Source organism: Streptomyces sp. NBC_01260, assembly GCF_036226405.1.
GTDB classification, from domain to species: Bacteria; Actinomycetota; Actinomycetes; order Streptomycetales; family Streptomycetaceae; genus Streptomyces; species Streptomyces laculatispora.
In genome coordinates, this window is sequence record NZ_CP108464.1 from 7,962,809 (window position 1) to 7,987,964 (window position 25,156).

Below are 25,156 nucleotides of genomic sequence, written 5' to 3' on the forward strand. Positions count from 1 at the left end.
CCGGGCGCACCTGATCCAGGGCGTCCGCCGGGCCGGCCGCCCTGGCCATCCTCTTACCGGGCTTCCGCGCCCCCGCCTTCCCCGTTCGCCGTACTCCACAGGGAGTACGGGTGATCACCACGCCCGGCGGACGCCCGCGCGGTGGTCCGCGGTCTAGCGTGGCCGGCATGGAAGAGCAGCGCTCACAGGCAAGCGGCGGTCCCCCTGGTACCCAGGGCGGACCGCAGCGGCGACGGCCCTGGGCGTACGGGGAACCGGACGGCAGGATGGCAGGCTCGCACGGATCGGGTTCGCACTGGAGTCAGGGCGAGCCGCCGCGCTGGCTGACCGGAGTGCGGGGGCGGTCCTCCGCCCGTCTGCCCTGGCTGTCGACTCTGCTGCTCGGCGTCGTCGTCATGGTGGGATCGAGTATCGCGGCCCACGGCCAGCTCGGGGAGAAGGCCCCGCTGGACCTCTTCGCCCGGCTTCTGCTCCTCGTCTCCGTGGCTGTGCTGCTGCTGCGCCACCGGCACCCCATCGTGGCCGTCTTCGTGAGTTCGGCCGCGGCGATGGTGTATCTCGGTGCCGGTTACCCGTTCGGACCGGTCTTCCTGGCCGTCGCCGTGGGCTGCTTCAGTGCCGTCGTCGCCGGACACCGCAGGGCCGCGTGGTCGGCGGTCGGCATGGTGTGGCTGGGGCATCTGCTGGTCGCCCACTGGCTCTACCGCTGGCTGCCTCCCTCCGGCGACGCGGCCCCGCCCTGGGGGCAGGAAGTGGGGGTCGCCGCCTGGGTGGTGGCCATCGTCGCCGCCGCGGAGTTCGTCCGGGTACGCCGCGAGCAGTGGGCCGCCCAGCGGATGGAACGGGCGGCCGCGGAGAAGCGCCGGGCCGATGAGGAGCGCCTGCGGATGGCGCGGGAGCTCCACGACGTCCTCGCGCACAGCATCTCCGTCATCAACGTCCAGGCCGGGGTCGGCCTCGCCCTGCTCGACTCCGATCCCGAACAGGCCCGCACGGCGCTCACCACCATCAAGGCCGCCAGCAAGGAGGCGCTCGGCGAGGTCAGACAGGTCCTCGACACGCTTCGTACCCCCGGGGACGCGCCCAGGGCGCCGGCGCCCGGACTCGACCGGCTGCCCGAACTGGTGGAGCAGGCCGCGAGCACCGGCCTGACCGTCACCGTCACGACCGACGGCGCACGCGGCGCGGTGCCGCCGGGTGCGGACCTGGCCGCGTTCCGGATCGTGCAGGAGGCGTTGACCAATGTGGTGCGGCACTCCGGTTCGCGTACCGCGGAGGTCGGAATCGGTTACGAGCCCGGCCGCATCCGGCTCCGTATCGACGACCGGGGACCGGCCACCGGCACGGACGCAGGGGGCAGCGGCAACGGACTGGCGGGGATGCGGGAGCGGGCCGGGGCACTGGGTGGCACGATCGAGGCGGGGACCCGCTCCGACGGCGGCTTCCGGGTCCGTGCCGAACTCCCGCTGCCGGCCGGCGGAACCGACGGGGCGCCGCACCAGAAGGAGACACCGTGATTCGCGTACTGCTCGCCGATGACCAGTTGCTGGTCCGGGCGGGATTCCGGGCGCTCCTGGACGCCCAGCCGGACATCGAGGTGGCGGGCGAGGCGGCCGACGGCGGGGAGGCCGTCCGCCTGGTGCGCGAACTGCGGCCGGACACCGTACTGATGGACATCCGGATGCCGCATCTCGACGGCCTCGCAGCGACCCGCGCCATCACCGAGGACCCCGCGCTGAACGAGGTGAAGGTGGTCATGCTCACCACCTTCGAACTCGACGAGTACGTCTTCGAGGCGATCCGTTCCGGAGCCTCCGGTTTCCTGGTGAAGGACACCGAACCGGAAGAGCTGCTGCGGGCCGTCCGGGCGGTGGTCGCCGGTGACGCGCTGCTGTCCCCGGGCGTCACCCGCCGGCTGATCGCCGAGTTCGCGGCCCGCTCCAAGGAACCCGCGGCGGCGACGGGCCTGAGCGAACTGACGGAACGGGAACGGGAAGTGATGGCCCTGGTCGGCATAGGGCTCTCCAACGAGGAGATCGCCCGCCGGCTCGTTGTCAGCCCACTCACGGCCAAGACCCATGTGAGCCGCACCATGGTGAAGCTCCGCGTCCGCGACCGAGCCCAACTGGTCGTGCTCGCCTACGAGTCGGGACTCGTCCGCCCAGGGTGGCTGGGCTGAACCGGCGGTACCGGACCACCCGCCGACCCAGCCTTGGCGCCGCGGCGGCCGGACCGCGCAGCACGTCCCCGACGCGCCCCATGGCCCCCCGCGTCGGGGAGAGGTGGTGCATCCCACGGCACCGCGAGGCGCCGGACCGTCAGTGGTGCCAGGGCAGCCGGACCGGCTCGGCGGGGATGCGCCCGGCGATGAGTTCGGCGGTCAGCTCCACGAGACCGAGGGGATGGACGGTGTCGTCGGAGGCGGCGAGCTCATCCAGCGCCCACCACCGGTGCCCCGCGTGGTGGGCGCGCTCGTGCGCCTCCTGCCCGCTGATATCGACGTGGTGGGACGTGACCCGGTGGTGAAAGAAGTTGTCCTGGAACATACCCTCGGCCCAGCCGAGGTCCGCATACCCGGAGGTCTCCGCGACCTTCGGCCCGAGGTCCTTCACGTCGACGGACAGCCCCGTCTCCTCACGCAGTTCCCGGGCTGCGGCCTCGGCCAGGCTCTCGCCCTCTTCCACGCCCCCGCCGGGGGTGCACCAGCTGTGGTCGCTCCCCGGGTCGGCCGGATCGGCATGGGACTTCAGCAGGAGCACCGGGTCCGTGTCGTCGACCAGCACCACACGGGCGGAGCGGCGGCAGTAGCCTTCTTGATCAGACATTCCGGCAGGGTAGCCGGGACGGCGCGCGTGCGCCGCCGCGATATCCCGGCCCCTGACGCGGAGCAGGGCCCCCGTCCGCCGAAGGGGGCGTCGGCTCAGGCCCAGGTGACCGCGGAGTTCTCGCGCCACAGCCGGGCGAGATCAGGGTCGCCGGTCACGGTGAGGGCGGTGAGCGGAAGCCGGTTCCAGAGCGAGAGACAGAGCTCCTGGGCCGTGGCGCTCAACTCGCAGTCCGTGGCCCGGTCCGCGGGCACCCCGGTCTCGCGCACGGTCCGCGGCGGCTGCGCCGAGAGCCGTACGGTCCACACCGTGCCGGTGTCCGTGGCCCGCACCCGCAGCGTGCGGGGCACCTCGGTGCGCATCCTGCTCTTCGGACGGGTGTGGAACCCGCGGAGCAGTTCATCGACGCCGTCCACGGCGTGAGGGGCCGCCACGGGCGACAGCGCGCCGCCGCGTGCGGACTCCGCGTCGACCCGGTGGATCGTGGTCTCGTGCGCCTGCCGCCGCGCCCAGAAGGCGAGCGGCGACGGCGCGGCGAAGAAGGTCCAGCACTTCACGTCCGGCGATGCGCCGGCCAGGGTGTCCACCAGTCGGCGGTGCCCCTCGCGAAACCGGTCGAGCAGCTCGGGCCCGTCCAGGTCGGGCTCCCCGGCGTCGGGGACGTACGAGGTGTGTCCCTCGGCGACGAAGGCGGCCGCCCAGGTGTGGACCATCGCGGTGTGCCGGAGCAGATCCCGCACCTGCCAGCTCGGGCACGTCGGCACGGGAGCCCCGGTTCCGGCCTCCTGTGCGGCTTCGGCCAGCAAGCGGCCCTCGGCGGCCAGGGTGTTGATGTGCTCCGCGATCTCCATGGCAGGGATTGTGCCAGTGCTCAGGCGCCCTTGGGGTGGGCGGAATGCGTCCGGCCGGCACCGCCGCGCAGCAGGCGTACGAACCAGCCGAGGACGAACGACTGCACCAGCACGGACACGACCAGGGCCAGGTACAGGTACCAGTCGGGCCCGGCCGCCTCCGCTCCCCACGTCGAACTGCCGAGAAGGAAGACGAAAACGGTGGGCGCCGCCAGGAAGAAGAGCCAGACCCCGGCGAACGAGCCGTCCTCGTGGGAGACGAACAGGGTGTCCACGGTGACGAACACGGCGGTGGCCGCCACTACTCCCAGATAGATCAGTGAGGCGGCGTTGCCGAAGGTCAGGCGTGCGACTGCGCGAAGGTGCTGCTTGGTCGTGACCGGCTTGTTCATCGTTGCTCCCCGTTGGTGGCTGACCTCTCCATGGTGCGTTCGGGGAATCGTTTCTGCCTGAGTACGGCTACTCACTTGCTCAGGTGTGCGCCACATTGCGGGCGCCGTACCCCAGCGCCGCCGCCGCTGCCGCCAGCAGGGCCACCGTGGTGAGAGCAGCCGGCAGCGAGAACCAGTCGGTCAGGAAGCCGATCGCGGGCGGTCCGAGCAGCATTCCGCCGTAACCGAGCGTAGAGGCCGCGGCCACTCCGCCGGGGCCCGCCAGCTCGCCGGCCCTGCTGATCGCCACCGGGAAGATATTGGCCAGGCCGAGCCCGGTGACGGCGAAGCCGAGGAGCGCGAGCCAGGTGGTCGGGGCGAGCGAGCCGAGCAGCATGCCTGCCGCCGCGGTGCCGCCGCCCGCGACCAGGGTCCGGGTCTGGCCGAGCTGTTCGAGCAGTGCCGTGCCAGTGAGCCGGCCCGCCGTCATGGCCAGGGCGAACAGTGAGTAACCGGCCGCCGCGACCCCGGGGTGGGCGTGCAGGTCCTGTTCCAGGTGGAGTGCGCCCCAGTCGGCCAGAGCGCCCTCACCGTACGCCGTGCAGAGCGCGATCATGCCGAACAGCAGCACCACGCGGCGTGCCCGTCCGTCCAGGCGCTTGGGGCGCTCGCCGCTCGCGGCCGCCTCCGTCGCAGGCTTCGCAACGGTGTGCCGCAGCAGCACCGGGCCCGCGACGGCGGTCACGAGCAGTCCGAATCCGGTCAGGACGAGGAGATGGGTCGAGGGCGGGAGCCCGCCGGCGACCAGTCCGCCGAGCCCGGCACCGATCATGCCGCCGAGGCTGAAAGCGGCGTGGAAACCGGGCATCACGGGGCGCCGCAGGGCGGCGACGAGATCCACTGCCGCACTGTTCATCGCCACGTTCATCCCGCCGTACGCGGCGCCGAACACCAGCAGCACCAGGCCGAGCGAGAGTGCCGAATGGGTCTGTGCGGGCAGCGCGATGCTGAGCGAGAGCAGGACTCCGCACACCACGGTCACCGCGTGGCTGCCGAAGCGGTTGCAGAGCCTGCCGGTGAGCATCATGGTGATCACGGCACCGGCGGATACGCCGAGGAGTGCGAGGCCGAGGGTGGCGGCCGAGGCGCCGGTCTGCTGCTTGATGGCCGGGATGCGGACCACCCAGCCGGCGAAGAGGAACCCGTCGAGGGCGAAGAACACGGTCAGCGCGGTACGGAGACGGGAGGACGAGGGTGTGGCGGGGTTGCCGCCCGGTCCCCCCGGCAGTGCCGTCCGCAGTTTGTTTAGTTGCGGCACAAACTCAGCATAGAGGCCTGCGGACAACGGGCGCAAGGTGGCCGACGGCCGGGGCCGCGCAAGGGGGGAACCCGGCCACCACGGCGTCGGCAACACCTCCGGATCATGGGAGACTCGCCCCCATGAACGGCAAGGTGACCACCACCCGGACGAAGTTGGAGAGGGGCCGCAGCGCGCTCGGGCCCGCACTGGAACTGGTCCATACCGGACGCGCGCCCACCCGTGCGGTCCTCACCTCCGAGCTCGGTGTCACCCGCGCCACGGCAGGCGCGGTCGCCGCGGAGCTGGAGGCGCTCGGCCTGATCAGGGTGGACTCCAGCCCCGGTTCGGCCGCGGGCTCGCAGGGCCGTCCCTCGCACCGGCTGGCGGTGCGGGAGTCCGGGCCGGTGGCCGTCGCGGCCCAGGTCCACGCGGACGGCTTCCGGGCCGCGCTGGTCGGACTGGGCGGCCGGCTCGTCGCGACCGCCCCGGGGTGCGTCACCATCACGGCGGACCCGGCGCAGGTCATCGGTGAAGTCGTGGACGACTGCGCCCGGTTGCTGCGGGACAGCGGGCTGAGGTGCGTGGGGGCGGGGCTCGCCGTGCCGTCCGCGGTCGCCGAGCCGGAGGGCACCGCCCTCAACCCGCTCCACATCGCCTGGCCCGCGGGCGCCCCGGTCCGCGAGATCTTCGCCACATGTGTCCGCGAAGCGGGCATCGCGGGACCGGCGTTCACCGGGAACGACGTCAACCTCGCCGCGCTCGCCGAGCACCGGCACGGGGCCGGGCGCGGTGCCCAGCATCTGCTCTGCGTGGCCACCGGCCACCGCGGCGTCGGCGGGGCGCTCGTCCTGGACGGCCGCCTGCACAGCGGGAGTTCGGGGCTGGCCCTGGAGGTCGGTCACCTCACGGTGAACCCGGAGGGCCGGCCCTGCCACTGCGGCGGCCGAGGCTGCCTCGACGTCGAGACCGACCCGCTCGCCTTCCTCACGGCGGCCGGGCGCGCACCCGGCCCCGAGGAGTCGCTCCTCAAGCAGTCCGGGGACCTGCTGCGCAACGAGTACGACGACACGGCGGTGCGGGTCGCCGCCGAGGAGCTCATCGACCGTCTGGGCCTTGGTCTCGCCGGGCTGGTCAACATCCTCAACCCGGACCGGATCATCCTCGGCGGACTGCACCGCGCGCTGCTCGACGCCGACCCGGAACGGCTGCGGGCGGTGGTCGCCGACCGCAGTCTGTGGGGGCGCAGCGGCAGTGTGCCGATCCTGCCCTGCACCCTTGACCACAACAGCCTGGTCGGTGCGGCGGAGCTGGCCTGGCAGCCGGTGCTGGACGACCCGCTGGGCGCGCTCGCCTGAGGGGCGGGCCGACGGCTGCGAGCGGGTGGGACCGCGACCGCGCCGGAAGCGCAACCGCCCGCGCTCGTGCGCCCGGCGCCCGCTCAGGGCCACGCGTCCCGCACCGGCCGAACCTCACGCGTCCCGCACCGGTCCGAGCGCGAACGCCCGTGCCGGGTTGCGCGACGAAGAGCGAGGCGAGAGTGTCCCGGATCAGGTCGAGCCGTGCGGGCGGACAGTGCGCCGCCTGGTGCAGCCCGGTCGCCGCCACCACGTGCACGCCCGTCGAACGGGACAGCCCGGCCAGCGATCCGGCCCCGCGCCCAGCCCGTGAGGCGTCCACTGCACCACCGTGCCGCCGCCGAACCCCCTGAAGGAACGCAGCCGTTGGGCTGCTTCCTCCCGGTCGGCCAGTTCCTGGCCCGGCAGCAGCGGGCTGCGCAGGAAGAGAGGGTCGTGGGCGTCGCACACCCCCAGGTCCCCGGCGGGGACGTCCCCGAGAACGGTGCGGACCGTGGCTACCACTGGCGCCCCTGCCGCAGATCTCCGCGCCCCGGCTGGCTGAGGTGGAGCACTTCGAAGCGCTCGCCCGGCTCCTTCGGCGCTGGATGGTCCCAGAGCGTGAAGTGGACCAGCTCCCAGCGGCGGGGGTCGACGGCGAGCGCCGTGGCGACCGCACCGGGAGCCTTCGCGAGCCGGCTGTTCTCCTCCAGCGCGGCGTCGACCGCGTCCGCCGGAGCGGCCGACGCCGGAACGGGTGCGCGGCGGCGGGTGGCCGTGCGGGGGAGCGCGGCAGACGAGGGGCCCTCCTCGTACGCCAGCCCGGCCCAGTGCTGCACCTCGGGCCGCCCGAAGTCCCGCACGATGCCCTGGAATCCGGGGCCCCAGAGGAAGGAGTTCATGCCCTCGGGTGCCGACCACAGGTAGAACGGCGCGTACTGGTTGACCGGCGAGTCCTCACCGCGTTCCCGGATCAGGTACGCCTTGACGCCGAGTCCGGGGAAGTCGTCCAGGAGGTGGCCCTTGGCCGTCACCCGGTCGCGGATGATGCCCATGTCGTAGTCGGCCGGCAACGTGATCTCGTACTGCATGGCGTGCATCGCGTACTCCTCAGACCGTCGGGTAGTCGCCGACGCCGGCGTCGGTGTGCCCGTGGATGGCGGCGCCGTCCTCGGCCGCTTCGACGAGGGCCGGATGGGACGGTGGTTCGGGCGCCGCGATCTCGTCGAGCCAGACGGTGCCGTTGAAGTGTTCGGCGGGTCCGGCCTGCGTGTCGAGGCGGTTCCTGGTGATGCGCATGTGCGAGGTGCTCCTTGAGCGATCGGTCGCGTGCGGCAGGGGATCAGGTGGCATCCGTACGGGGGGCGAGCAGCGTGAGCAGTCCGCGGACGGCCGCGTCGAAGGCGTCCGCCGAACCGGAGGCGCGGGCCAGCACATAGCCGCCCTGCACCGTCGCGACGATCGTCGCCGCGATGTCGTCCGGCACCAGGGGGTGGGCGAACTCGCCGCGTTCCAGGCCCTCCCGGACGATCGCGGCCAGCCTGCCGCGGAGCCACGCGATCGTCTCGTCGACGGGGGCCCGCAGCTCGTCGCTCGCGATGACCTCCGGGTCCATCGTCAGCCGCCCCACCGGGCAGCCCCGCAGTACATCGCGCTCACGCAACAGGTAGCGCGAGATCCGCTCGTACGCCGACCCGGGGGAGTCGAAGGTGCGGCCGGCCGTCACGCGCATCTCGGCGGCCGTGCGCCGGATGGCGGTGAGCGCCAGATCGGGCTTGCCGCTGAAGTGGTGGTACATGCTGCCCTGACCGGCGCCCGCGTGCTGCTGGATGGCCTTGGGGCTCGTACCCACGTAACCGCGCTCCCACAGGAGGTCCTGGGTGGCTTCGATCAGACGGTCCGGAGTGCTCATGGATTCACTGTACATACCAGTAGGTACAGAATCCGACGACAGTGATTCAGCGGCAGTGGTAGACGGGCAGGAGCAGTCGCCCGCCCGCCGTCTACTCCCGAGGGGGTACGTGCACTGCCGCTGGCCGTACGACGACGCGGACCCCTCCCCGGAGACAGGCTCGGAAGCGACAGAAGAACGTGAACGAGACCCCTCAACCGAGGAGCTGAGCGAGATGAACACCCTGGCCTTCAGTGGCGGACCCGGACCCTGGGTCCTCCTTTTCCCGCTCATCTGGGCGACCGTCGTCATCGGCGTCGTCACGACTTTGCGCCGCACTGTCTGGCGTGGCCGGCGCGGCCCGTGGCAGGTCCGAGCCGCACTGGGCGGCCCCGCCGAACCCTCACCGATCGCGATGCTCGGGCGCCGCTTCGCCGCCGGGGAGATCGACGAGGAGGAGTACTGGCGCCGCCTCTCCGTCCTCGACGAGCAGTTCGGCATCCGTGGCAAGGGCGGTGCGGCATGACCGCCACCGTCGCGGCCACCGGCACCGCGACCGCCGCCCGGGTCGTCGAGGCCGTGAAGCTCTACGGCACGGGCGACACCGAAGTCAGGGCCCTGGACGGGGTGAGCGTCGACTTCCCGGCCGGCCGCTTCACCGCGATCATGGGGCCCTCCGGCTCCGGCAAGTCCACCCTGATGCACTGCGCCGCCGGACTCGACACCCTCACCGCGGGTGCGGCCTACATCGGCGACACCGAACTCGGCGCCCTCGACGACCGCCGGCTCACCCTGTTGCGCCGCCGGCGCATCGGATTCGTCTTCCAGGCCTTCAACCTCCTGCCGACGCTGACGGTCGCCGAGAACATCACGCTCCCCATGGACCTGGCGGGTGAGCGCCCCGACCAGGCGCGGCTGGACGCGCTCATCGACACCGTCGGGCTGCGGGACCGTCTGCACCACCGGCCCAGCGAGCTCTCCGGAGGCCAGCAGCAGCGGGTCGCCGTGGCCCGTGCCTTCGCGGGCGGCCCCGAAGTCGTCTTCGCCGACGAACCGACCGGCAACCTCGACTCGCGCTCCGGCCAGGAGGTGCTGCGGCTGCTCGGCCGCACCGTCCGGCAGACCGGCCGCACCGTCGTCATGGTCACCCACGACCCGGTCGCCGCCGCCCACGCGGACGAAGTCGTCTTCCTGGCCGACGGCAGGCTCGTCGACCGGATGCCGGACCCCACCGCCGAACGCGTACTCGACCGCCTCAAGGCATTCGACCCCGCGCCGGACGCCCGGGGCACGCGATGAACAGCACCGGCGCCTCCGTGCGCCTCAGCCTCTCCTCGCTCCGCGCCCACCGGCGCCGCTTCGTCGGCACCCTGACCGCCGTACTGCTCGGCGTCGCTTTCCTCACCGGAACGCTCGTGATGGGGGACACCCTGCGCGCGAGCTTCGACACGATGTTCGCCAATGCCGCGAGCGGCACCGACGCGGTCGTCCGCAGCACCAACGTCGTCACCGTCTCCGGCGACTCCGAGGGCACCCGGCAGCCAGTGAGCACCGGCCTCGCACGGCGCATCGCGAAGCTTCCCCAGGTCGCCGCGGTCGCCCCCGACATCCAGGGCGCCGGCCAGCTGATCGGCTCCGACGGCAAGCCCATCGGCGGCCAGGGACCGCCCACTCTCGCGGGCAACTGGATCGACGACCCGAAGCTCAACCCCTACCGGCTCGCCGAGGGACGGGCCCCGGCCGCGCCCGGCGAGGTCGTCGTCAACCGAGGGACCGCCGACAAGGGCGGGCTGAAGATCGGCGACACGACCGTGCTGCGCACCCCCGACCCGGTGCGCGTCACCGTCGTCGGCCTGGCCACCTTCGGCGGCGAGGACGGCATGGCGCAGGTCACGTACACCGCGATGACGCTCGCCGACGCGGAGAAGCACCTCGCGCCCAAGCCCGGCCAGGCGTCGGGCATCCAGGTGCGCGCGGGCCCCGGCACCAGTCAGCGGGAACTGGTGGACGCACTGCGCCCCGTGCTGCCCCCGCACACCGAGGCCATCACCGGGCAGGCCTCGGCAGCCGAGAGCCAGGACAGGATCTCCGGCGCCTTCCTCAGCCTGTTCACCACCCTGCTGCTGGTGTTCTCCGGCATCGTGCTGCTGGTCGCGACCTTCTCCATCCACAACACCTTCGCCATCGTCGTCGCCCAGCGCACCCGGGAGAACGCCCTGCTGCGCGCCCTGGGGGCCTCCCGGCGGCAGATCCTCGGCTCGACCCTCGTGGAGGCGACGGTGGTCGGCGTGATCGCCTCCGCGGCGGGTCTGGCCGGCGGCATCGGTATCGCCGCCGGGCTCCAGGCGCTCTTCCCGGCGATCGGATTCCCGTTCCCCGAGGGATCCCTCGTCCTCAGCGGAGTGTCCATGCTGCTGCCGCTCGCCGTCGGTGTCATCGTCTGCGCCGGCTCCGCCCTGGTGCCCGCCGTCCACGCCGGACGCACCGCGCCGCTCGCTGCCCTGCGGGAAACCGCCGTCGACGGCTCGGCGGCCTCCCGGACCCGTACCGTCACCGGGCTCGGGCTGCTGCTCGCGGCGCTCGCCGTGATCCTGACCGGAGCGGCGGCCGCCCCGTCCGTCTGGCTGTCGGCCGCCGGCGCGGTACTGGCGCTCGCCGCGTTCGTCGTCCTCGGGCCGGCCGCCTCCTCGTACGCCGTCCGCCTCCTCGGGGCGCCGCTCGGCCGGCTGCGCGGCGCCACCGGCCACCTTGCCCGGCGCAACGCGCTGCGCAGTCCCGGGCGGACCGCGTCGACGGCCACCGCCCTGATGATCGGCGTCGCGGTGGTCTCGCTCTTCACGGTGTTCGGAGCCTCGCTGAAGGCCACCATGAACCGGACGGTCGACCGTTCCTTCGCAGGTGACGTCGCCATCAGCGCACCCGCGTTCGGGGCCGGCGGCAGCGGTCTCAGCCCGCGGCTGGCCCCGGCCGTCGACCGGCTGGGGGACGTGGACACCGCGGTCGGGCTCGGCAAGGGCGTCGCGGAGGTCAACGGCTCCGGGCGAGCCCTCACCGTCACCGACCCGGCCGCGCTCGCCAGGGTCTTCGACCTCGGCAAGGTCGAGGGATCCATGAAGTCGCTGGGCACGAACGGCATCGCCGTCTCCGACACCGAGGCGGGCAAGCGCCACCTGCGCACCGGCTCCACCGCACGGCTCACCTTCACCGACGGGAAGGTGCGGACGTTCACCGTCCGCGCCGTCTTCGGGCAGTCGGAACTGGCCGGGGACTATGTGATCACCCGGCAGGCCTGGGCACCTCACCGCGCCCAGGACTCCGACTCGCTGATCGCCGTGTCCTTCAAGGACGGGGTGTCCACCGCCGAAGGAAAGGCGGCGGTCGCGAAGACCGCGGCCGCGTACGGGAACCCGGATGTGCAGACCCGCGGCGAGTACGCACAGTCTTCGGCCGGCGGCATCGACATGATGCTGACCCTGGTCTACGCGCTGCTGGCACTCGCCGTGCTCATCGCCCTGCTCGGCATCGCCAACACCCTCACCCTGGCCATCCACGAACGCACCAGGGAACTGGGTCTGCTGCGGGCCGTCGGGCAGACCAGGCGGCAGCTGCGGGCCATGGTCCGCTGGGAGTCCGTCCTGGTCGCCGCGTTCGGCACGGCGGGCGGTCTACTGCTGGGCGGCGGCCTCGGCTGGGTGCTGGTCAAGGCATCCGAAGGGGCGGGCGACACGGCGTTCGCCTTCGCCCTTCCGCCGCTCAGGCTCCTGCTGATCGCCCTGGTGGGCGTCACCGCGGGCGCCCTGGCCGGCTGGCGGCCGGCCAGGCGGGCGGCGCGGCTCGATGTGCTCCGGGCCATCGCCGCCGACTAGGACCTGTGTCCGGCTGATCACGTTCGGAGCAGATGACCAGGGCTGCTGTTGCAGTGCCAAGGAACACCTGGCCGCGCTTGTCGTATCTGGTGGCGACGGCCCGGTGTTGCTTGATCCGGTTGATTGCTCGTTCGACGGTGTTCCGCTCCTTGTAGCGGTCTTCGTCGAAGCTGGGCGGCCGTCCGCGCGTGAGTCTTCGTGTTGGCGGGCGGCCTGGCTGTCTGCCTTCTCCGGGGTGGCGTGGCGGATGCCCCGCTTCCGCGGGTATGGGCGGCAGGCGCCGTTGGTGTAAGCCTTGTCTGCGGCGATGCTGTCAGGTTCTGGCCGGGCCGGCCCGATCCGATCCGCAGGACGCGGATCTTCTCCAGGACAGGCTTCGACGGTCTTCCAAGGCCCGAACTGTCCGGGCAGGTCACGCCACTGAACTCCGGTTCCTGCCCGGTGCGGAATCCCGTCGATCACCTGCTGGCAGTTTCGTCATCTGCCACAACGCCCCCTGCTGACCGGCAGGAACAGCTGCAGCCGTTCCCACTCCGCGTCACTCGGATCCCCCGCCCCATGACAGGCAGAAAGAGCCGGAGACGCGCGAGTCACGAAATCATACGAACTCTGATCCTCAGCCCGCGATGAAGGGTGCGTATCCGACCGGGACCTCACTCACCTGAATGTCCGAGAAGAGCATGGTCAGGTCGTGCACGTTGGTCTCAATGTGAACCTCATGGAAGTTGATCCCGACAGCCTTCGTCCAGCGGCGGGCAGCCTCCGACGCGGGACGAAGCTCAGCTCCGTACAGCTCATGAAACTTTATGCCCACACGTAACCGCCGAGATCGGGGTCAGCGGTTTCGTGGTCGAGGAGACGGTCGTCCAAGGAAGCCCGCCAGGTCTCCGCGGGCAGGAAGGTCTCGCATCGAGCCTCGACGCAGTACCGGAAGAGATAGCGCAGATAGGTCGGCGCCACGCTGTCATGGGAGCCACACCCCACATCGACGATGACCTCGTAGTCGCGCATGTAGCTGGAGTGCCGACACGCGACGGCGGGAGCGGGACGCCTGACGAGGCGCCCCGCTCCCGCCGTGTCAGCCGACCGACACGGACCGTGCCACCGAGGGCTGCACACCCTCCGGCGACATGATGCCGCTCAGGTCGAACGGTCCGTCGGTCGTCGCCCCGTACACCGAATGCGGTGGCTGGACGGCGAACAGGCAAGGGGTCGGAAGGGTGAACCAGACGATCTTTCCGGCTTCGCCCCGGGGGCGGACGCCCCAGCTCTCGCTGACCGCGGCAATCAGTGCGAGTCCGCGCCCCGACGTACTGGAGTCGTCTGCCTCGCGCACGGTCGGCAGCCGTGGGTCGTGGTCATGGACGGACACCGTCAGGCGTTCGAGCAGCAACTCGATCTCGACAGTGCATGATTTGTCCGGCTGTGCATGCCGGTGGACATTGGTCAGCAGTTCCGTGACGCCTAGCGCTGCATGGTCGATCAGGGGATCGAGATGCCAGTAGCGCAACTGCGCCGAGATGATTCTGCGGACCTGACCGATCCGCGACGGCAGGGCCTGGAGCTCCACCGTGCAGTGCCTGCTGGGCTCGCTGATCACGGCTGCGACTCCCCGAAATAGGTCCGGAAGAAGACGAAGGGACGGATCCAGCAGATGGCCGGCTGCTGATTCCGGGCCGGCGGCCTGGATCACAGTGTCACCGCCGGTAAACCATGAGTGACGTGTCTCCAATGTCGCTCAGAGGGTACGGCTCCGCAACTCGCGGTGCCCCCGCGGCGCCGCCCCGTCAGCCGCGCCCGCCGCCCGCGCCGCGCAGCGCGTCGAGGAACCGGCGTGCGGGGCCGGCCTCGTCGGGCTTCCCCGGGCGCCGCGGCATCGTCAGCCGGTACCGCGTCCCGTTGACCCGCGCCACCGTGGCGTCCCCGCCCGCGAACCATGCCCTGCCCGTGCTCACGGTCCCCACCGGTGCGCTGTCGATCTCCCGGCCGTAACTGGTCAGCAGGGCCAGCCGGCCGTCCTTGACGGTCACCTGCCCGGCCCGCGAGAGCGAGCGCGCCCACCGGTCGATCCGTACGCCCGTCTCGCTGAACTCCGTTTCGGACATGGCCCCTTCGCCCCCTTCGTCACGCCCCCGAGAGAAAGTGTGCACAACGCGGCCCCGGTGCACCAGACCGGGGCGGGGCGCAAGGACGCATTTGCGCCGCGTCCGCCCCCGCAGGCGCCCCGCCCGCAACACCAAGGCAGGGCTATGGAGTATCAAAGTCAATGTTTGTGCAGGTGGGGGGCATATCGTGGGGCGCGCCGAGACCGGTCGTAGGAGGAGAAGCGCGCTGATGGACACGAGTGAGCACAGACACGAAGGCGAAGCCGTGGCGACCGTCGACATCGACCGGACCGACCTGGCGTACCGGGCCTGGCTCAAGGAGGCCGTACGCAAGGTCCAGGCCGATGCCAACCGCTCGGCCGACACCCATCTGCTGCGCTTCCCGCTGCCCGAGAGCTGGGGCATCGACCTCTACCTCAAGGACGAGTCGACGCACCCCACCGGCAGTCTCAAGCACCGGCTGGCGCGCTCGCTCTTCCTCTACGGGCTCTGCAACGGCTGGATCCGCCCCGGAAAGCCGGTGATCGAGGCGTCGTCCGGCTCGACCGCCGTCTCGGAGGCGTACTTCGCCAAGCTGATCGGGGTGCCGTTCATCGCCGTGATGCCCCGCACCACCAGCCCGGAGAAGTGCCGGCTCATCGAATTCCATGGCGGCCGCTGCCACTTCGTCGACGACTCCCGCAGGCTGTACGAGGAGTCCGCCACGCTCGCGGCGGAGTCCGGCGGCCACTACATGGACCAGTTCACCTATGCCGAGCGGGCCACGGACTGGCGCGGAAACAACAACATCGCTGAATCGATCTATCAGCAGCTGAGGCTGGAGCGGTACCCCGAGCCCGCCTGGATCGTCGCCACCGCGGGCACCGGCGGCACCTCGGCGACCATCGCGCGGTACGTGCACTACATGCAGCACGACACCCGGATCTGTGTGCCCGACCCGGAGAACTCCTGTTTCTTCGAGGGCTGGACCCACCACAACCCCCTCGCCACCAGCGACTGCGGATCCCGCATCGAGGGCATCGGCAGACCGCGGATGGAACCGAGCTTCGTCCCGGGCGCCATCGACCGGATGATGAAGGTCCCGGACGCGGCCACCGTCGCGGCCGTGCGTGCCCTTGAACGGTCCATCGGCCGCAAGGCGGGTGGTTCCACCGGGACGGGACTGTGGAGCGCGTTCAAGCTGGTCGCCGAGATGCTCGCACAGGGCAGTACCGGCAGCATCGTCACCCTGATCTGCGACCCCGGTGACCGCTACCTCGACAAGTACTACTCCGACTCCTGGCTGGCCGCACAGGGCCTGGACATCGCGCCGTACACCCGGACCATCGACGCCTTCCTCGCCACCGGGAACTGGCCCGGTCAGCAGGGGAGTACGGCCTGATCCCACCAGGGGCGCGCGGCGCACCACAGGTGGCACGCCGCGCGCCCCCGGCCGCGGCACACCTCAGGCCCCGGCCGCCGAGAGCCGACGGCCGAGGTTGCGCACCGCGTCCCGGAACGACCTGCCCACCGCCGCCCGCCCCCGCCGCATCGTGAACCGGAACAGCGCCGACCCGTCGGCGGCGAACGTCCACTGCACCCGGGTGCCGGTGCCGGCCGGGGTCAGCAGCCACTCCTCCACCAGGGCATGCAACCCGGGGGCGTTGGAGTCGTCGACCCGGTAGGCGTACCGCCGGCCGGGCTCCGCGGCCACGACCGTCTCCCGGAACGCGATCCCGCCCCGGAGCCGCACCTCGCGGCCCGCGCCCGCACCGACCGGCCGCGCCGCCGTCAGCTGGGTGAACCAGCCGGGCCAGCCCTCGACATCATCGGCCAGGGCCCGGTACACGGCATCGGGTGGCGCGGCCACCTCGGCGGCGAAGACAAGCCTCAGCGGAGCGGCCTCGACGAAGTCGAGGCCCACGGAGCGGAGTCGGCGTGCCATGGAACGCACCTCCCGTGCGGTCGGCGGCGGACGGGCCGGGCTCACCATATCTGGCGCACCGTCAGATGTCGTCGGCACCAACGGCGTCGGGCCGTGCGCGCGGCAGGCACCCCGCGTCAGCGCACCGCTGTGAGTGAGCCGCCCTCCCGCAGCCGGGCCGTCAGCTCCACCGACGCGTTCCGCGGCGCCCGCACCGCGAGCGTCGTCCCGGCCGCCGTCTCGCGGACCGCCCCGGTGGCCTCGATACGGCTCACCGCACGGCTACCCGCGGCCAGCACGTACCACCGTCCCGAAGGCGCCCTCCAGTGCGTGCCCCCCAGGACGTGCTGACCGAACCGGCTGCACAACGCCGTGTCGCGCGCGTTGCCCACCACGGTCCCCGGTGCGGTGAGCGACGGGTCGGGCCCCAGGAACTGCACCAGAACGCGTCCGGGGCCCTGCCAGGTGTCCGCCCTGGTGCAGACCCACTGGGCCGGGGCACCGCCCTCCGGGAGGCGCTGCTCGGCGAAGTCCCAGTTGTTGACCGCGCGGACACCGGTGCCGCGCAGCGCTTGCAGTGAGCACGCCGTGCGCGCCCAGCTCAGCAGCGCGGGGCCACCCGTCGCCTCCCTCGGCTGCCGTGCGGGTGCGCCGCCGCCCGGCTTCGGCGTGAACGTGAGATGCACCGGGGCGGGATCGCCCAGGTCGGTGACGAGGAAGGCGTGCTTCTCCACGATGCGTTCGGAGGAACGCAGTTGCATCACCGGCCAGGAGTCACAACTGCCGCCGGGCGACGGACGCGCAACGGCGGCGGTGACGCCGTCCGCCCTTACCATCAGCGCACGTGCCGCAGTGTTCGGCCTCAGCAGATCGCGTGTCGTGGTCTGCGAGATCCAGGGCGCCAGCAGAAAGCGGGCACGGTCCCCGCTGCGGCTGACGACCACGGCCGCGCCCGTCGTCACATCCGCGTCATCGGTGCGGACGAAGTCCAGCGCGGGGGTGCCGGACCCGGACAGCGGCTCCGCGTAGCGCACCACCCGGACCCCGCCGTCGTGGAACAGCACCACGGCGGCACCGTCCACGTCCCCCGCGTACAGCAGTCGCGGCGGCTGGGCGGGGGGCACCGGGAGCGCCCCGGGCGTGGTCGAGACAGGAGTGCCCCGCGGGGTACGGCCCCAGATCCGCAGCGCCCGGCCGAGCAGTTGCCGGTCCTCGGTGCGGTCGCCGCGGGCCGGCCACGCGGTGAAGTCGACGCGTGAGGTGTCCGCCCACTCCTCGGCGGCGGTACGCAGCAGCGCCGCCGGATCGAGGGCGGGTGCGAACACGCTCCGGCCGGCGGGGAGACGGACCGCCGAGCCCTCCTCGGCCAGCGCGACCACGCCGCCCGCCACCACACACAGCGCGGCGACGCCCGCCACGGCCCGCATCCGGTGTCGGCGCCGCAGCAGATCGCTCGGGCGCGTCCGCAGCGCGCACGGGTCGAACTCCCCGGAGCGCAGCAGCGTCTCGGCGCCCGCCCGGTCGCCGGCCCCGAGCCGCCTGGCCGCCCGTACCGCCCTCGCCGGGTCCCGGGCACCCGCCCGCGCGAGCAGGGCCTGCGCCTCGGGCTCGTCGAGCTCCTCCAGCAGCCGCAGCGCGAACGCCGCCCGAACGGCTGCGGGAACCGCCGACAGCTCCTGGTCCAGAGCCAGTTCGGCCGCTCCACCGGCACGCGGGAAGAGCCGCAGGCCCCAGACGGCCGGGAGCGACGGGCGCAGCGCGGCAGGTGCCGGCAGCCGCCCCGGCCACCAGCGCGGCCGCCGCTCGTGGGCCAGCGCGGTGCGCAGCACCCGCAACCGCATCCAGGCGTACGCGCAGGTCACGCCGTCATCCGGAGCAGGCGGTCGCGCCGCGCCGCGGGTCTGCGCCGGAACCCGGGCGCGCGCCGGTGCCTCGGGCGTCGTACGCACCCCGGGCAGCGCACGCTGCACGGAGGCGTGGGCGGCGAGCACCCTGCGGTGCCGGCCGAGGGCGGGCGGCAGCACCAGATAGGCGAGCCGCACGAGACGCGGATAGTGCTCCACGAGCGCGGCCTCGGCCTGCGGGACGCCAGGGCGTTCGCTGCTGCCGGAGGACCGCTGCTGCGGTTGGTGGATCGGCATGAATTCGGGTGCCTTCCGAGCCGTAGGCAAAAACCGTCACACCGACAAACGACTCGATCGTGTGACGGTCACATCACCTGCTCAAGGCACCCGTCGGCGGCCGCAGACGTGCCGGCCGAACGAGGTGCCCGCACCCGCGTGCCCACCGGTCAGCGATACCCCTGCGCCGGCCGGTCGAGCATGGAGTCGAGCACCCGGCCGAAGACCCGCCGCCCCGCGCCCGAGAGCAACGGATCACCCCACCTCGGCAGCAGCCGGACACTCAGCTCCTCCACCCACACCACATGGGAGCCGGCATGGGTGGGATACACGTCGATCGATGCCCGGCCCAGCACCACCCGGCCACGCTTCTCCAGGCGGCACATCCCCGCCCGGCTGCCGGACGGCGGTGACCACCGGACCACTTCCATCGGATCGTCGAACGCCAGCGGACCGACTCCGGTGCGTGCCACGAAGACCGTCCCGGCCCGGGTCGGCAGCCCGGCGGGCACCCTGATCGTCGTCAGCGGGACATGCGCGGCGTGCCGTTCCCAGTCCGTCACCCGGCGCCAGGACTCGGCTGCGGGCAGAGGGGTGAAGCGCTCGATGCGGAAGACGGCCACAGCACAATCCTAGGCCGTGGCGTCTCCGCCGCGAGCGGAGCGGAATCCGGGCCCCACCGCAGGCGGGGCGGAACCCGCCGGTCAGCCCCGCGCGGGCTCGCTGCCCGCGTCCCGGCCCGCGACCACCAGACCGGGCAGATGCTCCTCGATCTCCTCGCGGGCCTCATCCGACAGCCCCGCGTCCGTGACGAACGTGTTCACCTGTTCCAGTGTGGCGAACGAACTCAGCCCCACGGTGCCCCACTTGGTGTGGTCGGCGACCACCACCACACGTCGCGCCGACTGGACGAAACGGCGGTTGGTCTCGGCCTCCGCCAGGTTCGGCGTGGACAGGCCCGCCTCGACCGAGATGCCGTGCACACCGAGGAAGAGCATGTCGAAGTGGAGTGAGACGATCGCCTGGTCGGCGACCGGGCCGACCAGCGAGTCGGACGGCGTCCGCACCCCACCGGTGAGCACCACGGTCGCGGCACCCGGCCGGGCGCCCGGCGATCCCGGACGCTGCGCCGCATGGAACACATCGGCGACCCGCACCGAGTTGGTCACCACCGTCAGGTCCGGTACATCCAGCAGGTGCTGGGCGAGCGCATACGTCGTGGTGCCGCCCGAGAGGGCGATCGCACTGCCGGGCACGGCCATCGCGGCGGCCACCCGCGCGATGTCCTCCTTGGCGGTCAGCTCCAGCGTCGACTTCGCCTCGAAACCGGGCTCGTGGGTACTCGCCTCGACCACCGGAACGGCGCCGCCGTGCACCTTCTCGATGACACCCTGCCGGGCCAGCGCGTCCAGGTCCCGGCGGACGGTCATGTCGGAGACGCTCAGCTTGCGGGTCAGCTCATTGACCCTGACCCCGCCGCGCCTGCGTACCTCGTCGAGGATCAGCGCACGCCGCTGCTCCGCGAGCAGATTCTGATTCTCGCCCAACGCCGGGTCCGGTCCTTCCCTCTGGTCGTGCTGGAGTCTGTTCGGACGGGCTTATCCTGCCACGCGGTGTCGTGGGCCGCTGCACTGGGGAGATTCCGTAAGAGCGCCACGGACACCCTCGCTCAGCCGCGATTCCGGTGACCGGCCGTCAGCCGCATTTCCCCCTCCGAGAGCGAGTCACCCCAGTGCCACCTCCCACCCAGGCCCCGCAGAGCACCGGGCCAGCGCTGGAACTGCTGGTCCACGGCGTGGGGGGAGCCACGCCCCAGGAGATGCTCGTCGACCCGCGCACGGTCCGGGTCACCGGTGACGCCACCGCCGCCATTTACCGGCGTTCCGGTGACATCGACGCGGAGCAGCACCCCGAGCGGTACCGGGACCGGCCCATCCCCGAGGCCTACTGCTGGTCCAACCTCACGTCCGGCAACGGCTCCCGCGCGCTGTGGCTCCTGCTGCTCCCGTTCATGGTGATCAACCTCGCCCACTGGATGCGCCCGGCCGCCACCGGCCGCCCCCGCACCATCCGGCTCTACGGGGCGCTCGTCCGGCTCGTCGCGCTGAGCCTCACCGTCCTGCTGACGGCAGCGGCCTGCGAGGTCGCGCTCGATCTGACGGCCTGGCAGTGCGCCGGTGTGCCGGACTGTTCCGACCAGCGGTCGTGGCTGGGCTTCCTGTCCTCTGCGCAGGGCGGCTGGTGGTCCCAGCCGGGCCGCCGGCTCGCGCTCGCCGCGCTGGTGCCGACCGCGCTGGTGGGACTGCTCTGGTACCTGTCCAACCGCACCTGGAGCGCCTACGAGTCCCAGCGTCCGCTGACCGGCACCGTCCCGGACGACGGCGAGCCGGGTTCCGCCCCCGAGGCCGGAGCGGCGCCCGCCGCGCCCCTGCGGCCCGCGCTCGGACGCCCCGGATTCTGGTTCGGGCGCCGGCTGGTCGCCCGGCTGCGCGCCGCCCACACCGCCGCCGGGTTCCTGACCGTCACCGCCTCGGTCGCGGGCGCCACGGCCCGGCACGACCGTGCCGCCGAGGGCCCGGTCCCCGCGGTGTACGGCCGGCTGATCGAGGCGCTGCTCGTCCTGGGGATGCTCGTGGTGCTCTGGGTCGTCTGCCGGCGCGGCCGGAGCGAACGACGCCTCGACAACCGGCTCGACCGCGCCGTCATCACCTACCTGCCCGGGGCCGCGCTGATCCTGCTCGTCCTCGCCTCGGTGCACGCCGCCTGGTCCCGTCCCGGCTGGGCCTCAGCGGGCACGCTCCCCGGTGACATCACGTTCCGCGTCGTCACCCTCGCCCAGGGGGCCCTCGTCGTCGTCCTCGCCGCGGTGGCGTGGAGCCTGTACCGGCGCAGCCCCGAACCGCGCACCGTGATGCACGGACTCGGCGGCCCCGCGGTCGCGATGCTCGCCTGCGCGCTCGGCGGCGTGATGACCGGCGGGGTGGCCCAGCGGGTCGCCGACTGGCTCGACGGTCCCGGCAGCCCCGGCATGGGCCGCAGCGCCGTCATCGACGGCCCGCCGGTGCTGCTCAGCTGGCAGGCCTCCGTCATCCCCGTGCTGCTGGTGCTGCTCCTGGTTCCCGGCATCGCGCTCGGCGTACGGACCTACCTCACCGCCCGCCGGCTGGAGCCCGTGGTCGACGCGGAGTACGAGGAGGTACGGCCCGACCCCGCCCGTACCAAGCAGATCGCCCGGACCCGCGCCACGGCCGCGCTCACCGACTCCGCGCCCGGCATGGTCGGCCTGGTCTCCGGCGCCGCCCTGCTGCTCGGCGCCGCGGCGGTCGGCGGGGCCTGGGCGAGCGGACAGGTTCCCGGACTCGCGATGGACGGCAGCAGCCCCTTCGTCGAATCGGTGGCCGAGGCCGCGCAGTCGACCGGCTCCTGGATGATCGGCTTCGGATTCCTGGTCTTCGTCGCCTGCGGCCGGCGCGCCTACCGGGACGCCTCCGCCCGGCGCACCATCGGCATCCTCTGGGACGTCGGTACCTTCTGGCCGCGCGCCGCACACCCCTTCGCGCCGCCCTGCTACGCCGAGCGCGCCGTCCCCGACCTGGCCTCACGCATGTCCGGCTGGACCGCACGGACCCGCGGCAGGCTCGTCATCTCCGGCCACTCCCAGGGCAGCGTCCTCGCCGCGTCCGCGGTCTGGCAACTGCCCGCAGAGACCCGTCGCAGGGTCGCCCTGCTGACCTACGGCTCACCGATCGAGCGGCTCTACGGGCGCTGGTTCCCGGCCTACTTCGGCCCCGCCCAGCTGCACGGACTGCACCGCTCGGTGCACTGCTGGCGCAATCTGTGGCGGGCCACCGACCCGATCGGCGGCGAGGTCCGGCTCGGCGAGGAGTCCGGGCCCGAGGTGGACCGGGGCCCGCTGAAGGACCCGCTGGTATACGGGCGCACCCCCGAACACCCGCTGCCCGAGCCGGTGCTGGGCCACTCCGACTACCAGGCCGACCCGGTCTTCGCCCAGGAGCGGGCCGCGCTCCTGGAGCGGCTGGCCCCGCTCCTGCCCCATCAGGCCGAGGCCGATGAGCGCCGCCGGGAGCTCAAGGGAGTTCCGGGAGGTCCTCCGGATACAGCAGCGTGAGGTCGTCCGTGCTCGTCTCGGCGAGCTGGGCGACCCGGCTCGCATGCCGCTCCACCATCGACTCGAAGGTCTGACGGGCCGTACGGCCGTTGCCGAAGGCGGGCCCCTTGGGGAGCTCGGTGAAGTACTTCAGCAGCGCCTCGTCGGTCCCGGAGGCCAGGCTGTACTCCTGCTCCTCGGTCTGCTGCTCGACGATCCGCAGCAACTCCTGCGGCTCGTAGTCGCTGAAGGTGATGGTCCGTGAGAAACGCGACGCCACACCAGGGTTGACGGTGAGGAACCGCTCCATCTCGTGGGTGTACCCGGCGACGATGACGACCACCGCGTCCCGGTGGTCCTCCATCAGCTTCACGAGCGTGTCGATCGCCTCGCGGCCGAAGTCCCGGCCGGAGTCCTCGGGGGACAGGGCGTACGCCTCGTCGACGAACAGCACCCCGCCGCGCGCCCGGTCGAAGGCCTCCTGGGTACGGATGGCGGTCGAGCCGATGTGCTCGCCGACCAGATCGACCCGGGACACCTCGACCAGATGGCCCCGCTCCAGCACGCCGAGGGAGGCCAGGATCTCGCCGTACAGTCTGGCCACCGTGGTCTTGCCGGTGCCGGGGGAGCCGGTGAAGACGAGGTGGCGGCGGACCGAGGCGGCCTTGAGCCCGGCCTCCTGGCGCCGCCGGCCCACCTCGATCATGTCGGTGAGGGCGCGCACCTCGCGCTTGACGCTGTCGAGGCCGACCAGGGTGTCCAGTTCACCCAGTACCGCCCCGGACGTGCGCGCGGGCTCGGCCGGCTCCGCCACGGCGACGGGCTCGACCGTACGCGGCGCCGGGACCCCGCCGAGCAGCCCCGGTGTCGTCTGGGTCGCCGTCAGGACCGTGGGCGGCGGGGGAGTGGCGGTGCGCAGCGCACTCTCGTCACTGGTGCAGTCCTCCACGACCGGACCGACACCGGACCCGTCACCGTGCGAACCGCCTTCCGCGAACTCGTAGCCGCCGCGGGCGCATCGCTCGGTCCGGCAGCGGGTGAGCGTCGTGCGGCAGCCGTCCATCACATGGAAGCCATAGCCCTCGCTCCCGGTGACCCGGCAGCCGTGGAAGGTGCCGCGGCCCTCGGCCGACACATAGAAACCGGCCTCGGCGGGCGAGGTGACCGTGCAGCGCTCGATCGTCGGATCGGCGCCCTTGGTGACGATCACGCCCGTCTGGGCGGAGTCGATGGTGCAGTTGTTCAGGGTGCCGCCGCTCCCGTGGTCGCGGAACCAGGCACCGGTGGACGCCTCCCGGATCCGGCAGTCGTCGAGCTGCGCCGTCGCCCCGTCGCTGACCGACACCGCCGTGTTGCGGATCTGGGACAGATCGCTGTCCACGACGTCGGCGCGCGAGCCCCGGTCGAGCACGAAGATGGCGTCCGGCACGTCGTGGACGCGGCAGGAGTCCAGTATCACGGTCGCCCCGTCGCTGACCCAGACCGCCGGGTAGTCACCCGTACTGTCGTGGATCTCGCACTGGTTGGCATCGACACGGGTGCCCGGGTCCCAGACCGAGAGCCCGTTGCGGCCGAACCGGCGCACCGTGGAGCGGGTCAGGGTGAGGACCGAGCGCGAACGCAGGTCCACGGCGTTCTCCGGGATGTCGTGGATGTCGCAGTCGGCCAGTGTCAGCACCGCGTCGGTGTCGAGGGTGACGCCGTCCGCGGACGTGCGGTGCACCGTGCAGTTGGTGAGGTGGGCGGAGGCGCGGGCGGCCACCTGTATTCCGCTGCCCTTGATCTCGTAGATCTCGCAGCCGACCGCCTCGAGACCGCTGCCCTCACCCGTGACGGAAAGACCGGCTCCCGCGGAGTGGTGGATGCGGCAGCGCTCCAGCCGGGGATGTGCGCCGTCGCGCACCGAGACACCGGACTGTCCGGCCGAGACGATCTCGCACTCCTCGAACACACCGCCCGCGCCGTCGAGTACGGCGATGCCGACGCCGGCCGGATTGTCGACGGTACAGCGGCGCACGGTCGGCCGGGCCGCACCACGCACCTCGATACCGGCGGCCGAGCGGGTCACGATCCGCAGGTCCGCGAGTTCCGGAGCGCCTTCCTCGATCAGCAGGGCCGGGGCCGCCGAGTCCTGGCCCTCCACATGGAGGTCCTGGACGACGGCGGAGGCGCGCAGGGTCAGCGGTACGCCGTCGACGGGGGCGATCCGGACGGATCCGAGGGAGCCCTCCGGCCCGCGCAGCGTCACCGCGCGGGCTATGACCAGATTCTCCCGGTAGGTGCCCGGCGCGACGGTGAGCACATCACCGTCCGCCGCTGCCTCCAGCGCCGCGGTGAGGGAGGCGTATTCGCCAGTGCGGCGTCGCCACCGCGATGTGCCGGTGTGCGTCACCTGGACCGTGCCCTGTGCCATGGCGCTGTCGTGCCCCCGCCTCGTGCGTGTGTGATGCCCGGGTCACCGCCTCGCGGCAGTGACCATCCA

The 25,156-nt window shown here is 72.4% G+C and carries 22 protein-coding genes and 1 pseudogene; 8 read left to right on the forward strand and 15 right to left on the reverse strand.

Features of this window, described 5'->3' with window-relative positions; genetic code table 11:
- Positions 1 to 167: 167 nt before the first annotated feature.
- Both OG322_RS35420 and OG322_RS35425 read left to right on the forward strand, forming a co-directional pair.
- Complete coding sequence (locus tag OG322_RS35420) at positions 168 to 1,517, forward strand: sensor histidine kinase (RefSeq protein ID WP_329307454.1); 1,350 nt, start codon at positions 168 to 170, stop codon at positions 1,515 to 1,517.
- Complete coding sequence (locus OG322_RS35425; protein WP_329307455.1) at positions 1,514 to 2,179, forward strand: response regulator transcription factor; 666 nt, start codon at positions 1,514 to 1,516, stop codon at positions 2,177 to 2,179. Before OG322_RS35420 ends, OG322_RS35425 begins: the two co-directional genes overlap by 4 nt.
- A 139-nt stretch (positions 2,180 to 2,318) precedes the next feature.
- Here the strand turns inward: OG322_RS35425 and OG322_RS35430 are convergent, their stop codons facing one another.
- From OG322_RS35430 to OG322_RS35445, 4 genes are all read right to left on the reverse strand, one after another.
- Positions 2,319 to 2,825, reverse strand: coding sequence for an NUDIX hydrolase (locus tag OG322_RS35430; protein WP_329307456.1), 507 nt, complete (start codon positions 2,823 to 2,825; stop codon positions 2,319 to 2,321).
- 95 nt (positions 2,826 to 2,920) lie between these two features.
- Positions 2,921 to 3,676 carry a maleylpyruvate isomerase family mycothiol-dependent enzyme gene (locus tag OG322_RS35435; protein WP_123467328.1) on the reverse strand — a complete coding sequence of 252 codons (756 nt, stop codon included), beginning with the start codon at positions 3,674 to 3,676 and terminating at the stop codon, positions 2,921 to 2,923.
- A gap of 20 nt (positions 3,677 to 3,696) precedes the next feature.
- The gene (locus OG322_RS35440) at positions 3,697 to 4,068 is read right to left on the reverse strand and encodes an SCO4225 family membrane protein (protein ID WP_123467327.1); all 372 of its coding nucleotides are present in this window, start codon (positions 4,066 to 4,068) and stop codon (positions 3,697 to 3,699) included.
- Positions 4,069 to 4,147: 79 nt separating this feature from the next.
- Positions 4,148 to 5,365, reverse strand: coding sequence for an MFS transporter (locus OG322_RS35445; RefSeq protein WP_329307457.1), 1,218 nt, complete (start codon positions 5,363 to 5,365; stop codon positions 4,148 to 4,150).
- 122 nt (positions 5,366 to 5,487) lie between these two features.
- Here OG322_RS35445 and OG322_RS35450 point away from each other — a divergent pair, with 122 nt between their 5' ends.
- Entirely contained in the window at positions 5,488 to 6,702 is a 1,215-nt protein-coding gene (locus OG322_RS35450) for an ROK family protein (RefSeq protein WP_123467325.1), read from the forward strand.
- A 497-nt stretch (positions 6,703 to 7,199) separates the two neighbouring features.
- On the opposite strand, the gene OG322_RS35460 is transcribed toward OG322_RS35450, so the two are convergent.
- The 3 genes from OG322_RS35460 to OG322_RS35470 are packed head-to-tail and all read right to left on the reverse strand — an operon-like array spanning position 7,200 to position 8,608.
- Positions 7,200 to 7,781, reverse strand: coding sequence for a DUF4865 family protein (locus OG322_RS35460; RefSeq protein WP_124286301.1), 582 nt, complete (start codon positions 7,779 to 7,781; stop codon positions 7,200 to 7,202).
- Positions 7,782 to 7,791: 10 nt separating this feature from the next.
- Positions 7,792 to 7,980: a hypothetical protein gene (locus OG322_RS35465; RefSeq protein ID WP_124286302.1), complete on the reverse strand. Its 189-nt coding sequence runs from the start codon at positions 7,978 to 7,980 to the stop codon at positions 7,792 to 7,794.
- Positions 7,981 to 8,023: 43 nt separating this feature from the next.
- Entirely contained in the window at positions 8,024 to 8,608 is a 585-nt protein-coding gene (locus OG322_RS35470) for a TetR/AcrR family transcriptional regulator (RefSeq protein WP_124286303.1), read from the reverse strand.
- A gap of 199 nt (positions 8,609 to 8,807) precedes the next feature.
- Between OG322_RS35470 and OG322_RS35475 the strand changes: the two genes are divergently transcribed.
- The 3 genes from OG322_RS35475 to OG322_RS35485 are packed head-to-tail and all read left to right on the forward strand — an operon-like array spanning position 8,808 to position 12,438.
- Complete coding sequence (locus OG322_RS35475) at positions 8,808 to 9,098, forward strand: SHOCT domain-containing protein (protein WP_123467317.1); 291 nt, start codon at positions 8,808 to 8,810, stop codon at positions 9,096 to 9,098.
- Entirely contained in the window at positions 9,095 to 9,871 is a 777-nt protein-coding gene (locus tag OG322_RS35480; protein WP_123467315.1) for an ABC transporter ATP-binding protein, read from the forward strand. The genes OG322_RS35475 and OG322_RS35480 overlap by 4 nt, the downstream gene beginning before the upstream one ends.
- Entirely contained in the window at positions 9,868 to 12,438 is a 2,571-nt protein-coding gene (locus OG322_RS35485) for an ABC transporter permease (protein WP_124286305.1), read from the forward strand. Before OG322_RS35480 ends, OG322_RS35485 begins: the two co-directional genes overlap by 4 nt.
- 616 nt (positions 12,439 to 13,054) lie before the next feature.
- Here the strand turns inward: OG322_RS35485 and OG322_RS41760 are convergent.
- The 3 genes and pseudogenes from OG322_RS41760 to OG322_RS35505 all read right to left on the reverse strand — a co-directional run bounded on the left by OG322_RS41760 (position 13,055) and on the right by OG322_RS35505 (position 14,543).
- Positions 13,055 to 13,557, reverse strand: a pseudogene (locus OG322_RS41760) (YxiG-like protein).
- Positions 13,517 to 14,038: an ATP-binding protein gene (locus OG322_RS35500; protein ID WP_185095609.1), complete on the reverse strand. Its 522-nt coding sequence runs from the start codon at positions 14,036 to 14,038 to the stop codon at positions 13,517 to 13,519. Before OG322_RS35500 ends, OG322_RS41760 begins: the two are co-directional and overlap by 41 nt.
- A 187-nt stretch (positions 14,039 to 14,225) precedes the next feature.
- Positions 14,226 to 14,543 carry a hypothetical protein gene (locus tag OG322_RS35505; RefSeq protein ID WP_123467311.1) on the reverse strand — a complete coding sequence of 106 codons (318 nt, stop codon included), beginning with the start codon at positions 14,541 to 14,543 and terminating at the stop codon, positions 14,226 to 14,228.
- A 229-nt stretch (positions 14,544 to 14,772) separates the two neighbouring features.
- On the opposite strand from OG322_RS35505, the gene OG322_RS35510 reads away from it, so the two are divergent.
- Positions 14,773 to 15,924 (forward strand): PLP-dependent cysteine synthase family protein, encoded by a 1,152-nt coding sequence (locus OG322_RS35510; RefSeq protein WP_329307458.1) that lies wholly within the window; start codon positions 14,773 to 14,775, stop codon positions 15,922 to 15,924.
- A gap of 63 nt (positions 15,925 to 15,987) precedes the next feature.
- Here OG322_RS35510 and OG322_RS35515 read toward each other — a convergent pair whose 3' ends face one another.
- From OG322_RS35515 to OG322_RS35530, 4 genes are all read right to left on the reverse strand, one after another.
- Positions 15,988 to 16,467, reverse strand: coding sequence for an SRPBCC family protein (locus OG322_RS35515; protein ID WP_123467307.1), 480 nt, complete (start codon positions 16,465 to 16,467; stop codon positions 15,988 to 15,990).
- Positions 16,468 to 16,583: 116 nt separating this feature from the next.
- On the reverse strand, positions 16,584 to 18,587 hold the full coding sequence (locus OG322_RS35520; protein ID WP_329307459.1) for a hypothetical protein: 2,004 nt from the start codon (positions 18,585 to 18,587) through the stop codon (positions 16,584 to 16,586).
- 149 nt (positions 18,588 to 18,736) lie between these two features.
- Positions 18,737 to 19,189, reverse strand: a complete 453-nt coding sequence (locus OG322_RS35525; protein ID WP_123467303.1) for an SRPBCC family protein — start codon at positions 19,187 to 19,189, stop codon at positions 18,737 to 18,739.
- 81 nt (positions 19,190 to 19,270) lie between these two features.
- The gene (locus tag OG322_RS35530) at positions 19,271 to 20,113 is read right to left on the reverse strand and encodes a DeoR/GlpR family DNA-binding transcription regulator (RefSeq protein WP_329307460.1); all 843 of its coding nucleotides are present in this window, start codon (positions 20,111 to 20,113) and stop codon (positions 19,271 to 19,273) included.
- A 185-nt stretch (positions 20,114 to 20,298) separates the two neighbouring features.
- Between OG322_RS35530 and OG322_RS35535 the strand changes: the two genes are divergently transcribed.
- Positions 20,299 to 22,695 (forward strand): hypothetical protein, encoded by a 2,397-nt coding sequence (locus OG322_RS35535; RefSeq protein ID WP_241200468.1) that lies wholly within the window; start codon positions 20,299 to 20,301, stop codon positions 22,693 to 22,695.
- Here OG322_RS35535 and OG322_RS35540 read toward each other — a convergent pair.
- Positions 22,655 to 25,087 carry a right-handed parallel beta-helix repeat-containing protein gene (locus tag OG322_RS35540; protein ID WP_329307461.1) on the reverse strand — a complete coding sequence of 811 codons (2,433 nt, stop codon included), beginning with the start codon at positions 25,085 to 25,087 and terminating at the stop codon, positions 22,655 to 22,657. The genes OG322_RS35535 and OG322_RS35540 overlap by 41 nt on opposite strands.
- Positions 25,088 to 25,156: the final 69 nt, after the last annotated feature.

What these genes read in the sequence shown, in the direction of transcription:
- OG322_RS35430 (WP_329307456.1), bottom strand. Translation starts at nt 2,825, where the DNA reads ATGTCTGATCAAGAAGGCTACTGCCGCCGCTCCGCCCGTGTGGTGCTG.
- OG322_RS35480 (WP_123467315.1), top strand. Translation starts at nt 9,095, where the DNA reads ATGACCGCCACCGTCGCGGCCACCGGCACCGCGACCGCCGCCCGGGTC.
- OG322_RS35520 (WP_329307459.1), bottom strand. Translation starts at nt 18,587, where the DNA reads ATGCCGATCCACCAACCGCAGCAGCGGTCCTCCGGCAGCAGCGAACGC.
- OG322_RS35485 (WP_124286305.1), top strand. Translation starts at nt 9,868, where the DNA reads ATGAACAGCACCGGCGCCTCCGTGCGCCTCAGCCTCTCCTCGCTCCGC.
- OG322_RS35540 (WP_329307461.1), bottom strand. Translation starts at nt 25,087, where the DNA reads ATGGCACAGGGCACGGTCCAGGTGACGCACACCGGCACATCGCGGTGG.
- OG322_RS35475 (WP_123467317.1), top strand. Translation starts at nt 8,808, where the DNA reads ATGAACACCCTGGCCTTCAGTGGCGGACCCGGACCCTGGGTCCTCCTT.
- OG322_RS35460 (WP_124286301.1), bottom strand. Translation starts at nt 7,781, where the DNA reads ATGCACGCCATGCAGTACGAGATCACGTTGCCGGCCGACTACGACATG.
- OG322_RS35510 (WP_329307458.1), top strand. Translation starts at nt 14,773, where the DNA reads ATGGACACGAGTGAGCACAGACACGAAGGCGAAGCCGTGGCGACCGTC.
- OG322_RS35435 (WP_123467328.1), bottom strand. Translation starts at nt 3,676, where the DNA reads ATGGAGATCGCGGAGCACATCAACACCCTGGCCGCCGAGGGCCGCTTG.
- OG322_RS35505 (WP_123467311.1), bottom strand. Translation starts at nt 14,543, where the DNA reads ATGTCCGAAACGGAGTTCAGCGAGACGGGCGTACGGATCGACCGGTGG.
- OG322_RS35450 (WP_123467325.1), top strand. Translation starts at nt 5,488, where the DNA reads ATGAACGGCAAGGTGACCACCACCCGGACGAAGTTGGAGAGGGGCCGC.
- OG322_RS35465 (WP_124286302.1), bottom strand. Translation starts at nt 7,980, where the DNA reads ATGCGCATCACCAGGAACCGCCTCGACACGCAGGCCGGACCCGCCGAA.
- OG322_RS35440 (WP_123467327.1), bottom strand. Translation starts at nt 4,068, where the DNA reads ATGAACAAGCCGGTCACGACCAAGCAGCACCTTCGCGCAGTCGCACGC.
- OG322_RS35420 (WP_329307454.1), top strand. Translation starts at nt 168, where the DNA reads ATGGAAGAGCAGCGCTCACAGGCAAGCGGCGGTCCCCCTGGTACCCAG.
- OG322_RS35515 (WP_123467307.1), bottom strand. Translation starts at nt 16,467, where the DNA reads ATGGCACGCCGACTCCGCTCCGTGGGCCTCGACTTCGTCGAGGCCGCT.
- OG322_RS35470 (WP_124286303.1), bottom strand. Translation starts at nt 8,608, where the DNA reads ATGTACAGTGAATCCATGAGCACTCCGGACCGTCTGATCGAAGCCACC.